The 14,379-nt window shown below is 61.6% G+C and carries 11 protein-coding genes; 6 read left to right on the top strand and 5 right to left on the bottom strand.

Annotated features, from left to right (window positions below):
• Positions 1–142: 142 nt before the first annotated feature.
• Positions 143–1,600: an NAD-dependent succinate-semialdehyde dehydrogenase gene (locus AX760_RS22840; RefSeq protein ID WP_071835311.1), complete on the top strand. Its 1,458-nt coding sequence runs from the start codon at positions 143–145 to the stop codon at positions 1,598–1,600.
• A 7-nt stretch (positions 1,601–1,607) separates the two neighbouring features.
• Here the strand turns inward: AX760_RS22840 and AX760_RS22835 are convergent, their stop codons facing one another.
• On the bottom strand, positions 1,608–2,780 hold the full coding sequence (locus AX760_RS22835; protein ID WP_071835310.1) for a CaiB/BaiF CoA transferase family protein: 1,173 nt from the start codon (positions 2,778–2,780) through the stop codon (positions 1,608–1,610).
• 8 nt (positions 2,781–2,788) lie between these two features.
• The gene (locus AX760_RS22830; RefSeq protein WP_071835309.1) at positions 2,789–3,976 is read right to left on the bottom strand and encodes an acyl-CoA dehydrogenase; all 1,188 of its coding nucleotides are present in this window, start codon (positions 3,974–3,976) and stop codon (positions 2,789–2,791) included.
• A gap of 165 nt (positions 3,977–4,141) precedes the next feature.
• Between AX760_RS22830 and AX760_RS22825 the strand changes: the two genes are divergently transcribed.
• Complete coding sequence (locus AX760_RS22825) at positions 4,142–5,389, top strand: M24 family metallopeptidase (RefSeq protein WP_071835308.1); 1,248 nt, start codon at positions 4,142–4,144, stop codon at positions 5,387–5,389.
• On the opposite strand, the gene AX760_RS22820 is transcribed toward AX760_RS22825, so the two are convergent.
• Both AX760_RS22820 and AX760_RS22815 read right to left on the bottom strand, forming a co-directional pair.
• Complete coding sequence (locus AX760_RS22820) at positions 5,344–6,885, bottom strand: UdgX family uracil-DNA binding protein (protein WP_071835307.1); 1,542 nt, start codon at positions 6,883–6,885, stop codon at positions 5,344–5,346. The two genes, AX760_RS22825 and AX760_RS22820, sit on opposite strands and share 46 nt — an antisense overlap.
• Positions 6,885–8,117 carry a putative DNA modification/repair radical SAM protein gene (locus AX760_RS22815; RefSeq protein WP_071835306.1) on the bottom strand — a complete coding sequence of 411 codons (1,233 nt, stop codon included), beginning with the start codon at positions 8,115–8,117 and terminating at the stop codon, positions 6,885–6,887. The genes AX760_RS22820 and AX760_RS22815 overlap by 1 nt, the downstream gene beginning before the upstream one ends.
• 129 nt (positions 8,118–8,246) lie before the next feature.
• On the opposite strand from AX760_RS22815, the gene AX760_RS22810 reads away from it, so the two are divergent.
• The gene (locus AX760_RS22810; RefSeq protein WP_071835305.1) at positions 8,247–8,807 is read left to right on the top strand and encodes a type 1 glutamine amidotransferase domain-containing protein; all 561 of its coding nucleotides are present in this window, start codon (positions 8,247–8,249) and stop codon (positions 8,805–8,807) included.
• Between the two features lie 33 nt (positions 8,808–8,840).
• Positions 8,841–9,344, top strand: coding sequence for a pyridoxamine 5'-phosphate oxidase family protein (locus AX760_RS22805; protein WP_071835304.1), 504 nt, complete (start codon positions 8,841–8,843; stop codon positions 9,342–9,344).
• 148 nt (positions 9,345–9,492) lie between these two features.
• Here the strand turns inward: AX760_RS22805 and AX760_RS22800 are convergent, their stop codons facing one another.
• A complete protein-coding gene (locus tag AX760_RS22800) occupies positions 9,493–10,431 on the bottom strand; it encodes an AraC family transcriptional regulator (RefSeq protein WP_071835303.1) in 939 nt (312 codons plus the stop codon).
• A 191-nt stretch (positions 10,432–10,622) separates the two neighbouring features.
• Here AX760_RS22800 and melA point away from each other — a divergent pair, with 191 nt between their 5' ends.
• Both melA and AX760_RS22790 read left to right on the top strand, forming a co-directional pair.
• Positions 10,623–12,095 carry an alpha-glucosidase/alpha-galactosidase gene (melA, locus tag AX760_RS22795; RefSeq protein WP_071835389.1) on the top strand — a complete coding sequence of 491 codons (1,473 nt, stop codon included), beginning with the start codon at positions 10,623–10,625 and terminating at the stop codon, positions 12,093–12,095.
• Between the two features lie 154 nt (positions 12,096–12,249).
• Entirely contained in the window at positions 12,250–14,337 is a 2,088-nt protein-coding gene (locus tag AX760_RS22790; RefSeq protein WP_071835302.1) for an ABC transporter substrate-binding protein, read from the top strand.
• Positions 14,338–14,379: the final 42 nt, after the last annotated feature.

Here is a 14,379-nt window from a genome sequence, read left to right as displayed (position 1 = left end):
TTTCCGGCCTGAACGTTCGGCCTGCTCCTCGCCATCGGGCTTGACCTGCCCGATGGACGAAGCCGCCTTTATCGGCTAACGGCCTCTTCTCCGTTGAGAAAGCCGCAGCGGCGCACCAGCGCGCCGCGCGAAGGGATCACCCATGATCTTTACCGACACACTGACTGCCCGTATCGCTGAGCCTCGTCTGCTCGGACTGGTGGATGCCCCGCGGCGGGGTGACATCAGGACGTTCGACGTTTTCAATCCGGCAAACGGGGTGCTGCTTGCCACCTTGCCCGACATGGGCGTCACGGAAACCTGCGCCGCAATAGACGCCGCTTCAGAGGCGCGCTTTGCCTGGGCCGAACGCCCGGCCGGAGAACGCAGCACGATCCTGCGCCGCTGGCATGATCTCATCATTGCCCATATCGACGACCTAGCCGCCATCCTGACCGCCGAGATGGGCAAGCCACTGTCGGAATCGCGCTCCGAGGTGCAGCACGCAGCAGCCTATATCGAATGGTATGCGGAGGAGGCGAAGCGCGTCTATGGCGAGACCATCCCGGCGCCTTCGACGGATCGGCGCATGCTTGTCATCAAACAACCGGTCGGTGTCGTCGGCACCATCACGCCTTGGAATTTCCCGGCCTCCATGGTTGCCCGCAAGATCGCCCCGGCGCTCGCCGTCGGCTGCACCGTCATCCTGAAGCCGGCGGAGCAGACGCCGCTGGTTGCCTTTGCCATGCACGCCCTGGCGATCCGGGCGGGGTTTCCGAATGGCGTCTTCAACCTGATCCTTGCTTCCGAGGGCGATGCAATCGGTCGCGAACTGTGCGGCAATCCGAAAGTGCGCAAAATCAGCTTCACGGGCTCGACCGAAGTCGGCCGTATCCTGATGCGACAGTGTTCAGACCAGATCAAGAAGGTCAGCCTGGAACTCGGCGGCAGCGCGCCCTTCATCGTTTTCGACGATGCCGATATCGACGCTGCCGTCGATGGCGCTGTCCAGGCGAAGTTCCGCAATGCCGGCCAGACATGCACATCGGCAAACCGGATCTACGTTCAGGACAAGGTCTATGACGAATTTGCCCGCAAGCTCGCAATCGAGGTCGGCAAGCTCACCGTTGGCGACGGCTTCACCCCGGGCGTGACGATCGGTCCGCTGATCGACGACCGGGCGCTCGGCAAGGTCGAAAGCCACGTCAACGACGCGGTTGCCAAGGGTGCGACGCTGCTGTGCGGTGGAAAACGGCTGTCCGGCGCCTTTTTCGAACCGACCGTGCTCGGCGATGTCGATGGCCGCATGCTGGTGGCCTGTGACGAGACCTTCGGGCCGGTCGCGCCGATCATCCGCTTCGAGACCATGCAGGATGTGATCCATCAGGCCAACGACACGATCTACGGTCTCGCCGCCTATTTCTACGCGACGGAGCTGAAAAAGGTCTGGCGGGTGGCGGAAGCTCTGGAATACGGCATGATCGGCATCAATACCGGCCGCATGTCATCGGAAGCGGCCCCCTTCGGCGGCCTCAAGCAATCCGGCATCGGCCGCGAAGGGTCCCGCCACGGCGCGGAAGACTATCTGGAGATGAAATATCTCTGCATGGGCAATATTTGAGACCCTACTAGGGTTTCATCCCGATCTCCGCCAGCACCTCGTTCGTATGCTCGCCAAGCCTTGGCGATCCCCTCTCCAGCGCAAGATCCGCACCCGAAAACTTAAGCGGCGTTCGCACACCCGGAACGGTTCCTGCGGCAGCGCCGGTGTGGGGAACCTCGATGCGCATGCCGCGATGGATGATCTGCGGGTCGTCGAAAACGTCGCCAACCGTATTGATAGGGCCACCCGGCACACCGGAAACCTCGAGCAAGGCGAGCAGGGCATCGCGGGTGTGTTTTTCCGTCTCTGCATTCAACACCGACGTCAGGCTGTCGCGGTTGGCGACGCGGTTCGCATTCGTCAGGTAGCGGGGATCGATTGCCAGATCGTCCCGGCCGAGAAGCACGCAGAATTTGCCGAACTGCCGGTCATTGCCGACGGCGACGATCAGATGTCCGTCGGAGGCCGGGAAGACCTGATAGGGCGCAATGTTCGGATGGGCATTGCCCATGCGCGTCGGCGCTGTGCCGGAGACGAGAAAATTCAGCGCCTGGTTGGCCAAGACCCCGGTCATACAGTCGAGCAGCGCCATGTCGACGTGCTGGCCAGTGCCTGTCCGCTCGCGTTGCGCTAGCGCCGCCTGAATCGCGATGACCCCGTAGAGCCCGGTGAAGATATCGGCGAAGGCAACGCCAATCTTCTGCGGCTCGCCGGCCGGGTCGCCCGTCAGCTCCATGATGCCGCTCATGCCCTGGACGATGTAGTCATAGCCGGCGCGATGCGCATAGGGTCCGTCCTGGCCAAAGCCGGTGACCGAGCAATAGACGAGACGCGGATTGACCTTGCGCAGGCTCTGATAATCGAGGCCATATTTCTCAAGCCCGCCGACCTTGAAGTTTTCGAGCAGCACATCGGACTGCGCCGCCAGCCGCCGCACCGCTTCCTGTCCATCCGGCGTGGTGAAATCAAGCACCACCGAACGCTTGCCGCGATTGCAGGCGTGGAAATAGGCGGCATCCAGCTGTACGCCATCCGCGCCCTCGATAAAGGGTGGTCCCCAGATGCGCGTGTCGTCGCCGGCCGGGCTCTCGACCTTGATGACGTCGGCCCCGAGATCGGCAAGCGTCTGCCCGATCCACGGACCGGCCAGGATCCGGGCAAGCTCGAGAACCTTGAGACCTTTCAGGGGCGCGTCCATCGCCGGGCTCAGAAGAAGGCCTGCAGCCCGGTCTGGGCGCGGCCGAGGATCAGGGCGTGAACGTCGTGCGTGCCTTCATAGGTGTTGACCGTTTCAAGGTTCATCATATGGCGCATGACCTGGTAATCCTCGGAAATGCCGTTGCCGCCATGCATGTCGCGGGCGGCGCGGGCGATATCCAGCGCCTTGCCACAATTGTTGCGCTTGACCATGGAGATCATTTCCGGCGCCATCCGTCCCTCGTCCATCAGCCGGCCGACACGCAGCGACGCCTGCAGCCCGAGGGTTATCTCGGTCTGCATATCGGCAAGCTTCTTCTGGAAAAGCTGCGTCTGCGCCAAAGGCCGACCGAACTGCTTGCGGTCGAGACCGTATTGCCGAGCGGCATGCCAGCAGAATTCCGCCGAGCCCAGCACGCCCCAGGAAATGCCGTACCGGGCGCGGTTGAGGCAGCCGAAAGGCCCCTTCAGCCCCTCGACACCAGGCAGAAGCGCATCCTCCCCGACCTCGACATTGTCGAGCACGATCTCGCCAGTGATCGAGGCGCGCAGCGACAGCTTGCCACCAATCTTGGGGGCCGACAGGCCTTTCATTCCCTTTTCGAGGACAAAACCGCGGATCGCATTGTCATGCGCTTCGGATTTCGCCCAGACGACGAAGACATCGGCAATCGGTGCGTTGGAGATCCACATCTTCGAGCCGCTCAGCCGATAGCCATCATCGGTCTTTACCGCACGGGTCTTCATGCCGCCGGGATCGGAACCCGCATCCGGCTCGGTCAGGCCAAAGCAGCCGATCCATTCGCCATTCACCAGTTTCGGCAGGTATTTCTGTTTCTGTGCCTCGGAGCCATAGGAGAGGATGGGGTGGATGACGAGCGAGGATTGCACGCTCATCATCGAGCGATAGCCGCTGTCGACCCGCTCGACTTCGCGTGCCACCAGACCGTAGGCGACATAGGAGGCGCCGACGCCGCCATAGGTTTCCGGCACGGTCACGCCGAGAAGGCCAAGCTCGCCCATTTCCCGAAAGATCGATGGATCGGTCTGCTCTGTGCGGTAGGCTTCGATGACGCGCGGCTGCAGTCTGTCCTGCGCATAGGCGCGGGCCGTGTCGCGGATCATGCGCTCGTCGTCGGTGAGCTGATCCTCGAGCAGGAACGCATCGTCCCACAGAAATTCGTTTTTCGCGGCCATGGCTCTCTCCCCTGCGATCCGGCCTCCGTTATGACAACGGACGGGCCACGGTTCAAACGTTATTGCGTCACAGCATCATGCGCGGCCGGAATGTGCCGCAGCGGACTTGCCAAAACCGACTGATGGCGGAATATCCCGGCACCACACCGTCAAAGGATAGACATCATGGCCCATATCAACAGGCAACGCGCCATGCGGCTGATGCAGGCAGCCCGGCTCGATGCGCTGCTCTTGCTGACGCCGGAGAGTTTTTCCTATGCGACTGGGGCGACGGCCGGCGTTGCGACGATGTGGCGAAGGTCGGGTGCGGTGGCCGCCATCGTCCCCGCCGACGAAACTCTTGAATGCGCGGCGGTGGTCACGGATCTGTTTGAAGCCGCATTTCGCGCCTCAAGCACGATCTCCGATATCCGCGTGCACCCGATCTGGGTCGAGACCGGCTCTATAAGCGGATTGACCGGAGCCGGATTGACGGATGAAGAGCTGATGCGCACGGCCTGGGAAAAACAGGGGCGCACACGCGGATTTGCAAGACCGGAAACCTTCGACGCAACGACCGGTTTTCGCCTCGCTGCCGATCTGCTTTCTGCCCGGAGGCTGGCAGGGGGTCGCATCGGTGTCGAACTGGACAGCCTCTCCGTCACCGATTTCCAGTTGCTGGCGGCCGCCCTGCCGGAGGCCGAGCTTGTCGACGCGTCCAATCTCGTTCAGCGGCTGAAGATGATAAAGTCGCCGCAGGAAATCGGCTTTCTGCAGACTGCGGTCGAACTCGCCGAAGCCGGGATAGAGGCCCTGCACGATGCAATCGTGGTCGGCCGGAGCCGCGACGATCTCGCGGCAGCGTGGAAAGCCGGCGTCGTGGCCGATGTCGCACGACGCGGCGTCGAAACGCTGACCGGAACATGGGAATACATATCCGTAGGCGAAAATCCTTGGACGAAAGGCGGCGTGGTTGCGCCCGGCGCACTGATCAAGGTCGATGTCGGATGTTTGATCGCCGGCTATACATCCGACACCGGCCGCACCTTCATTGTGGGCGAGCCTTCCCGGCTGCAGGCGCGGCTGTTCGATGCGCTCCGGCAGGGCTTCGAGGCCGGCCTGGCCCTGCTGCGCCCGGGCAAGCAGTTGAGAGACGTGCATCGCGCCGCAAGTGACGCCATCGGCCGCGCCGGCTTTCCCGACTATACACGTGGCCATTTCGGCCATGGGCTGGGCGCAAGCCTCGGCAGCGAGGAATGGCCCTTCATCTCAGCCAAGGCCGAAATCGCAATCGAACCCGGCATGGTTCTGGCGTTCGAGACGCCCTGGTATGTCGATGGTGTCGGCGGCATGATCATCGAGAACCAGTATCTGATCACCGCGACTGGTCAGACGCCAATGAACCGGTTGCCTACCGGGTTGGTTGTCGTCTGAGCCGCGGCTGACAGCAGCCTTGCCACGGTTCCGAGATCGTCGCGGAAGCGCGCCGTCTCGGCCTTTCTGCGCGCCTCGTCCGGAAGGCGCAGCAGATAGGAGGGATGCACAGTGACCAGAAGTTTCTGATCGACGCCAAGCGGCAGAACGGTCCCGCGCAGATCCGAAAACCGCTGTCTCGGATCCGTCAAGGCGGCAAGGGCCGTGGCACCGAGGGCGACAACCAGCTTCGGGCGGACAAGATCCAGCTCGAGCTTCAGCCACCATTTGCAGTGCTGGACCTCGCCCATATCAGGCTTCTGATGAATGCGCCGCTTGCCGCGCGGCTCGTATTTGAAGTGCTTGACGGCATTGGTGACATAGGCGGCGCTGCGGTCGAGCCCAGCCTCTCCCAGCATGCCGTCGAACACCTTGCCGGCGGGGCCGACAAATGGACGCCCTGCCAGATCCTCCTGATCCCCCGGTTGTTCGCCGACAAACATCACCTCTGCATTGTCAGGCCCTTCTCCGAAGACAGTCTGCGTCGCCCGGCAGTGCAAAGCGCACCGGGTGCAGCCGCGCGCCTCCGCGCGGGCGGCATCCAGTGTGCCGGTGGCGACAATCGGCACATCGGTGACGGCGTTTGCGGCCGCCATCTGCAGGCGCTCGTGAAACAGCGGCGGCTGGCTAGCTGCGCGCGCCGCCATCGCCGCGACCGAAGCTTCGGCACCGGCGATCAGGCCGGGAATGAGCGCGGCTTCCGGCAGGTTCTTCCAGTATTTCTTCGGCATTTCCGCCTGCATTGCTTTTACCTTCAACCGCGCAGGATTGAAGATATTGGCAAAATAGGTCAGCCAGAGCGCATCCGTCACATCATCGAGCATCGGATTTTCCGCCGGGTCTTCGCAGAGTGTCAGTCGCTCACCATCCCAGGCAGACGACCCCTTTGGCGTAGCGATAATCCAGTCCATATCGGTAAAACGGCGCTGGAAGAACGGCGCCGTGCGCGCAATGATATGGTGCTCCGGCTCGAACCAGGCCAGAAACCGGCGACGCGGGGCAGGCCCGTCTGCCGTTTCCATTTCCTTGAAGCGCACGAAGGCCTTCATCTTGTGGCTGTCGCGGCGCACCGATTTTTCCAGCGCATAGGCCTGCGCAACATCGGCATCCGACAGAATGGCGAGCAGCGAGCGCTCCTCCTGCAGCCGCCAGAGCAGGCTGTACAGCAGCCCGAAGCGGGCCGGATCGCCATGGCAGACAACGGATTCGGCCAGAAGCACAAAGGCGCGGGGCACCGTGACGGCCCTGCTGTCACCGGGAGGCAGCGACAGGCGACCGGAAAGCAACTGGGAGGGCGCAGAAGGATAGGGCGGCAGGGCAGCGAAAAGATCACCATCGGCCCGACCTTCCTCGATCCATTCGACATCCCGCGGCGCGACACGCGCCTGCAACAGCGCACGGGCCGGTTGCCGCCAGGCCTCGAAATCTCCCCGACCCTTCAGCACGACCCGCTGCATCAGAACAGTGCCATCTGCTGCGGTTGCGGCTCGAACATGGCGCGCAGATCGGTCCGGTCGATCAGCCGATGCGGCGACCATCCTTCGGCGACCACAAAAGACCGGACCTTTTTCAGCGAGACCTTCAGGCGGGCGAGATCCTCCAGCCGCAACCGCCGAAAGCGACGCGCCGAAACGATGCCGTTGACCGCCTTTGTGCCGAGCCCCGGCACGCGGAGCAGCATTTCGCGTTCCGCCGCATTGACATCGACCGGAAACCGGGCGCGGTTTGCCAGGGCCCAGGCGAGCTTCGGATCAAGCGCCAGATCGAGCATGCCGCCCGGCTGGCTTTCGGTGATTTCCTTGATGTCGAACCCGTAGAAGCGATAAAGCCAGTCGGCCTGATAGAGCCGGTGTTCGCGCATCAGTGGCGGCTTGATCAGCGGCAGGTTCTTCGATGCATCCGGGATCGGGCTGAAAGCGGAATAATAGACCCGCCGCAGGGCATAGCTGCCATAGAGCCGCGCACTGGTGCCCAGGATCGTGCTGTCATTGGCGTCATCGGCGCCGACGATCATCTGCGTGCTCTGGCCCCCGGGCACGAAGCGCTTGCGGCGTTTGGTCTGCAAGGTCGGATCGTTGGCAGCCTCGATCTTCAGCCGCAGGTCGCCCATCGATTTGCGGATGCCCGACGGGCGCTTTTCCGGCGCCAGCCGGGCAATGCCGGCATCGGTCGGAAGCTCGACATTGATCGACAGGCGATCGGCATAGAGCCCCGCTTCCTCGATCAGGAGCGGCGAGGCTTCGGGGATCGATTTCAGGTGGATATAGCCGCGGAAATTATGCGTGGTACGCAATTCGCGAGCGATGCGCACCATTTCCTCCATGGTGTGATCGGACGACCGGATGATGCCTGAAGACAGGAACAACCCCTCGATATAGTTGCGGCGGTAGAATTCCAGTGTCAGCCAGACGACTTCCTCGACAGAAAACCGGGCGCGTTCGACATTGCTGGACGAGCGGTTGATGCAATAGGCGCAGTCATAGATGCAGAAGTTCGTCATCAGGATCTTCAGGAGGGAAATGCAACGACCATCCGGCGCATAGGCGTGGCAGATCCCCATGCCCTCCGTCGAGCCCAGCCCGCCAGACCGCGACGAATCCCGTTTTGTCGTGCCGCTGGAGGCGCAGGACGCATCGTATTTCGCCGCATCCGAAAGGATGGCAAGGCGTTCATTCAAGGACTTCTTCATGATTGTTCATGATATGTTCTTTTTGTACGCAGGTCAATTCGGAAATCCGGCTGTCGACGGAACGATTGCCCGCTTCAGTCCGTTAACAGGGCGAACCCACCCATTGAAGAACGAGAAGGAGTAGGCATCATGCCTTCCATTCAGCAATCGAAAATCCTCATCCTTGCCACCGACGGCTACGAGCGTTCCGAGTTGCGCGTGCCGCTGGATGAACTCAAGAAGCGTGGCGCCGACGTCAAGATTGCCTCGATCGGGGCTGGCAGCATCAAGAGCTGGGACGACAAGGATTGGGGCGACAGCGTCGATGTCGATCTCTTGGCCGGCGACGTCAATGTCGAGGATTTCGACGGCCTGGTCCTGCCGGGCGGCCAGATCAATCCGGACATCCTGCGTCACAACGAGGACGCTATGCGTGTGGTCCGGGCCTTCGTCGAATCCGGCAAGACCGTCGCTGCCATCTGCCATGCACCCTGGCTTCTGATCGAGGCCGATGCGGTGCGCGGTCGCAAGATGACGTCCTATGCCTCGATCAAGACCGACGTGATGAATGCCGGCGGCAATTGGGTCGACGAGGCGGTGGTAACCGACAAGGGCATCATCACGTCACGCGACCCGGATGATCTCCAGCCATTCGTGGAAAAGATCGTCGAGGAGATCGAGGAAGGCCGGCACGAACGCCGCGCCGCCTGATCTGCTGAAACGCGAAAGTGGAAGGACCCCTTGATGGTCGATCTGTCAAAGACGAAAAACGATCCCCTGCAGCAGCTTTGGGATATCGTAGACGACACCCGCGCCGGTATGCTCGGCGTTGAAGGTGACTTGCAGCATATGCAGCCGATGGCTCCGCAGCTGGAAAAGGAAAGCAATTCACTGTGGTTCTATACCCGCTCGGATAGCGATCTGGTCAAGGCGGTTGGGACCAGCGCCCGCGCCCGTTTCTGCCTCATCAGCAAGGATCATGACTATCACACCAGCCTTGTCGGCGTGATCAGCGAGAACAAGTCGCGCGAGCATATCGACAAGTTCTGGTCGCCCGTTGTCGGCGCCTGGTTCGAGAACGGCAAGGATGATCCGTTGCTGACCATGTTGCAGATGAAACTGGACGACGCAGCCATCTGGGCGTCCTCGAACAGCACGCTGCGCTTCGGCTGGGAAATCGCCAAGGCCAACCTCACCGGCAAGGAACCCGATCTCGGCGTTCACACGCAGATTGCCCTGCCGCACTGAAGCAAGCGGTAATGCAGCGATGTCGGCGGTCCGCTCTTTTCAGGGTGGCTGCCTGCGGACCGGCATCCCTGTTATCAGCCTCGCCCCGCCTCGCATAGGCGGGGCGTTTTTGTTGACCAACGCGACGATGGGCCCGAAGGCGGCGACACTATGAGTTGTCCTGAGGCCCTGCGTCCGACATTTCCGGCCCACCTCTGTTTGCGGGCTGGATGCTGGAATACATGCCGGTGGTCCGAAACTCGGTCGGACTGGCGCCGAAGAAGCGGCGAAACACCTTGGCAAAATAGTTCGGATCCTCGAAACCGCACATGCTGGAGACTTCCTTGACCGACAGATGCGCGGTCTTGGTCAACAGCTTGGTAGCCCGTTGCAGGCGCTTGCGAAGAACGAATTCCGCCGGTGGCATGCCCTCGCTGGCGGCAAAAACGCGGGAGAAATGCGCCCGGCTCAACCCCGAGATCTGCGCGATCTCCTCGACGGGTAGCGGCTTGTTGAGATTGGCAAGGATGTGATCGATGACATGCTGCATCGTCCGGTATTCCTGGCTGAACACCGGGTGCGAACCGAAGACGTCATCATAGAGTGCCATGGCGGCCTCATAGGCAATGGCCGATGCACTGCCCGGCGCATCGGCGCCACCGAGAATGAGTCTGCGCGCGCAATCAGCCAGATGCTCGACCGTCTCCGGCTTCAGCTTCAGCACCGGACCGGTCGCCGCGAGGATCGCCTTGTGGATCCTCAGGGCCTCCTCGCCATTCATCGAAATCCAGAAAAACTCCCAGCGCCCGTCCCTTTCAAGCCAGTAGCGATGGTTGTGCGGCACGAGCACCAGCAGGGTTTCGCCCTCGCGGACCCGGTAGTTCCGGCTCTCGTAGCGAAGGTTTCCGGCGCCCGCCAGCGTATGCTGCAAGACCGTGAACGGGGTCTGACCACGGCGGCGTCCATCCCAGTCATAGCTGGCATCGGTGCGGATTTCGTATCCCGTGCTGGTTGGCATCGTATGCAGGCTGTGGCGACCGCGCGGCAGCGAAACCGTGCGCATCCTCGGCCCCTCTTCAATCAACGCGTTGAGCATAGAATTACCCATGATAGCATAATACCTCTCTGGCGAGCTCAGGCATTATACGCATAATGCAACACAACAAAGCAAGATGACCGGGTTGAGGCGGCATCGGCAGGGAGAGCGGGAAGGAGGTCGGCGCAACAGCGCTCGACGGTCCATGACCTGATTTTACCCTGCCTGTTTCTCCCGGCACAATGACCAGCGACGAGGACAGCATGAGCAGCTTCAAGATAGCCATTATCGGCGCCGGCAGCGTCGGCTTCACCAAGAAACTCTTCACCGACATTCTCTGCGTGCCGGAGTTCCGTGACGTCGAATTTGCGCTTACCGATATGAACGAGCACAATCTCGGCATGATCAAGTCGATCCTCGACAAGATCGTCGAAGCCAACAAGCTTCCGGCAAAGGTCACCGCATCGACCGACCGTCGCGCGGCGATCTCCGGCGCCCGCTACATCATCTCCTGCGTCCGCGTCGGTGGCCTTGCCGCCTATGCCGACGACATCCGCATCCCGCTGAAATATGGCGTCGATCAGTGTGTCGGCGATACGATCTGCGCCGGCGGCATCCTCTATGGTCAACGCAACATCCCGGTGATTCTCGATTTCTGCAAGGATATCCGCGAACTGGCCGAGCCCGGCGCGAAATTCCTCAACTATGCCAACCCGATGGCCATGAACACCTGGGCGGCGATCGAATATGGCAAGGTCGATACGATCGGTCTTTGCCACGGCGTCCAGCATGGCGCCGAACAGATTGCCGAAATCCTGGGCGCCGAGGACGGCGAACTCGATTACGTCTGCTCCGGCATCAACCACCAGACCTGGTTCGTCGATCTGCGCATCAAGGGTCGCAAAATCGGCAAGGATGAACTGGTCGCGGCCTTTGAGGCGCACCCCGTCTTCTCGCAGCAGGAAAAGCTGCGCATCGACGTGCTCAAGCGGTTCGGCGTGTATTCCACCGAGAGCAACGGCCACCTGTCGGAATACCTGCCCTGGTACCGCAAACGGCCGGAGGAAATTACCCGCTGGATCGACATGTCCGACTGGATCCACGGCGAAACCGGCGGCTACCTGCGCCATTCGACCGAGACCCGCAACTGGTTCGAGACCGAATACCCGCAATTCCTGAAGGATGCCGACAGGCCGATCGATCCGGCCAAGCGCTCCAACGAACATGCCAGCCACATTCTGGAAGCCCTGGAAACCGGTCGGGTCTATCGCGGCCACTTCAACGTCAGGAACAACGGCGTCATTACCAACCTGCCATCCGATGCGATCATCGAATCGCCCGGCTTCGTCGATCGCTTCGGCATCAACATGGTCGCCGGCATCACCCTGCCGGAAGCCTGCGCCGCGACCTGCATGTCCTCGATCAATGTCCAGCGCATGTCGGTCCATGCTGCCATCACAGGCGACATCGATCTCCTGAAGCTGGCCGTCCTGCACGATCCGCTGGTCGGCGCCATCTGCACGCCGGAAGAGGTCTGGCAAATGGTCGACGAAATGGTCGTCGCCCAGGCGGAATGGCTGCCGCAATATGCCCATGCCGTGCCTGCCGCGAGGGACCGCCTGAGCAAGGGCACCGTCAAGACCCGCGATTGGAACGGCGTTGCCCGCCGCGAGGTTCGCTCGATCGACGAACTGCGCGCCGAGAAGGAAGCGATCAGGATGAAGGCCGCAAGCTGATTCTTCGTTCGAACGATGGAGATCGGCGGGCGGCGGCAGGTTCCGGGAGGCGGGCCTGCTGCGTTCCAATAGGACCGCCTGGAATGACACGAAAATGCTGAGGAGCAAGCCGTCCCATCTCGGTCCGGCATGAAGCATGAGGGAGAGAGAAACGATGAACACCATTCGCCATATGAAACGGGGCGCCGTGCTGATGCTCGGCGTATCCGCCTTTGCCTTGCAGGCCTGGGCTTCGGAGCCGACCGTCGTTCCTGAACAGGCACCTTTCCCGGCCCAGGGCAAGATCACCTACGTGCCGCGCGATTCGATCGTCGAATTCAAGGCGCTGCCGACATACAGCGAGCCGGACTGGGTCACCGAAAAATTCGTCAAGACCGGCAAGCTGCCGCCGGTTGAACAACGCCTGCCAAAGGAACCGATGGTCTTCAAGACGGGCAACATGCCCGATGGCATCGGCGTCTACGGCGACACGCTGCGCCACGTCATCGGCGGACGCCCGGAGGGCTGGAACTACTCGGCCGGCCAGACGCAAGGCTGGGGCGGCATCGACATCGGCCTGTCCGAATGCCTGACGCGCACGGCACCGCTTTACCAGGTCGAGGCCAGCGACATGGAGCCGTTGCCAAACCTGGCAAAGAGCTGGGACTGGTCCGAAGACGGCCATAAGCTGACCATGCACCTGGTCGAAGGCGCCAAATGGTCGGATGGCGTTCCCTTCTCCTCTGAGGACGTGATGTTCTACTGGAACGACAACGTCCTCGATATGAATGTCTCGCCTTTGAATGGCGCGACGCCAGAGACGTTCGGCGAAGGCACGACGCTGACGGCCATCGACGCCAACACCGTCGAATGGACGTTCAAGGAAGCCTTTCCGAGGCAGCATCTGTTTGCCATGGCCTATGGTACCTTCTGCCCGGGCCCGGCGCATATCCTGAAAACCAAGCACCCGAAATACAACAAGGAATTCACCTACGACCAGTACAAGAACGGCTTTCCGGCCCAGTACATGAACATCCCGGTCATGGGTGGCTGGGTCCCCGTTGCCTATCGGCCCGACGATATCATCGTGATGCGTCGCAATCCCTACTACTGGAAGGTCGACGAGAACGGCCAGCAACTGCCCTATCTCAACGAGATGCACTACAAGCTCTCGACCTGGGGAGACCGTGACGTTCAGGCCATCGCCGGTTCGGGTGACTTCTCGAACCTCGAACAGCCGGAAAACTTCGTGGAGAGCCTGAAGCGTGCAGCCCAGGAAACCGCCCCTGCCCGGCTTGCCTTCGGCGCCCGCCTGATCGGCTACAACCTGCACATGAACTTCTCGGTCAATGGCTGGGGCGAACCTGACGAACGCGGCAAGGCCGTGCGCGAACTCAACCGCAACCTCGATTTCCGCAAGGCCGTAACCATGGCGCTGGACCGGAAGAAGATCGGCGATTCCCTCGTCAAGGGACCGTTCACGACAATCTATCCGGGCGGCATATCCTCCGGCACCAGCTTTTACGACCGCCAGTCGACGGTGTATTATCCCTTCGATCTGGAAGGAGCCAAGGCGCTTCTCGAAAAAGTGGGGCTGAAGGATACCGATGGAAACGGCTTCGTGAACTTCCCGGCCGGTACGTTGGGCGGAGGCGACGTACAGATTGTGCTTCTGTCGACATCCGACTATGCCACCGACCGCAACCTTGCGGAGGGTGTCATCGGGCAGATGGAGCAGCTCGGCCTGAAGATCACGCTGAACTCGCTGGATGGCGTGAAACGTGACGATGCTCGCAATTCCGGCCGGTTTGACTGGACGCTGCTGCGCAACGGTTCGGAGCTTTCGTCGGTGGTTCAGAATACGCCGCAACTGGCCCCGACGGGACCGCGCACAAGCTGGCACCACCGTGCCGGACCGGATGGAACGATGGATCTCCTGCCGTTCGAGAAGGACATGGTCGCGACCGTCAACAGCTTCATTGCTTCAAACGACAATGACGAGCGGTCGGACCTCATGAAGACGTATCAGAAGATCTCCACCGAGAACGTCAACACGGTTGGCCTGACCGAATATCCGGGTGCGCTCATCATCAACAAGCGCTTCTCCAACATCCCGCCGGGCGCGCCGATCTATATGTTCAACTGGGCCGAAGATACGATCCTGCGCGAACGCGTTTTCGTCAGCGCTGACAAGCAGGGCGACTACGAACTCTTCCCGCAGCAACTTCCAGGCAAGCCGGGCGAAGCCGGCCCGATCAACTGATCTCTCCCAGACACTCCCCGGCCGCAGACCACCGTGGCCGGG

This window comes from Pararhizobium antarcticum (assembly GCF_001885585.1).
GTDB classification, from domain to species: domain Bacteria; phylum Pseudomonadota; class Alphaproteobacteria; order Rhizobiales; family Rhizobiaceae; genus Pararhizobium; species Pararhizobium antarcticum.
This window is presented reverse-complemented; position numbering and strand designations above follow the sequence as displayed.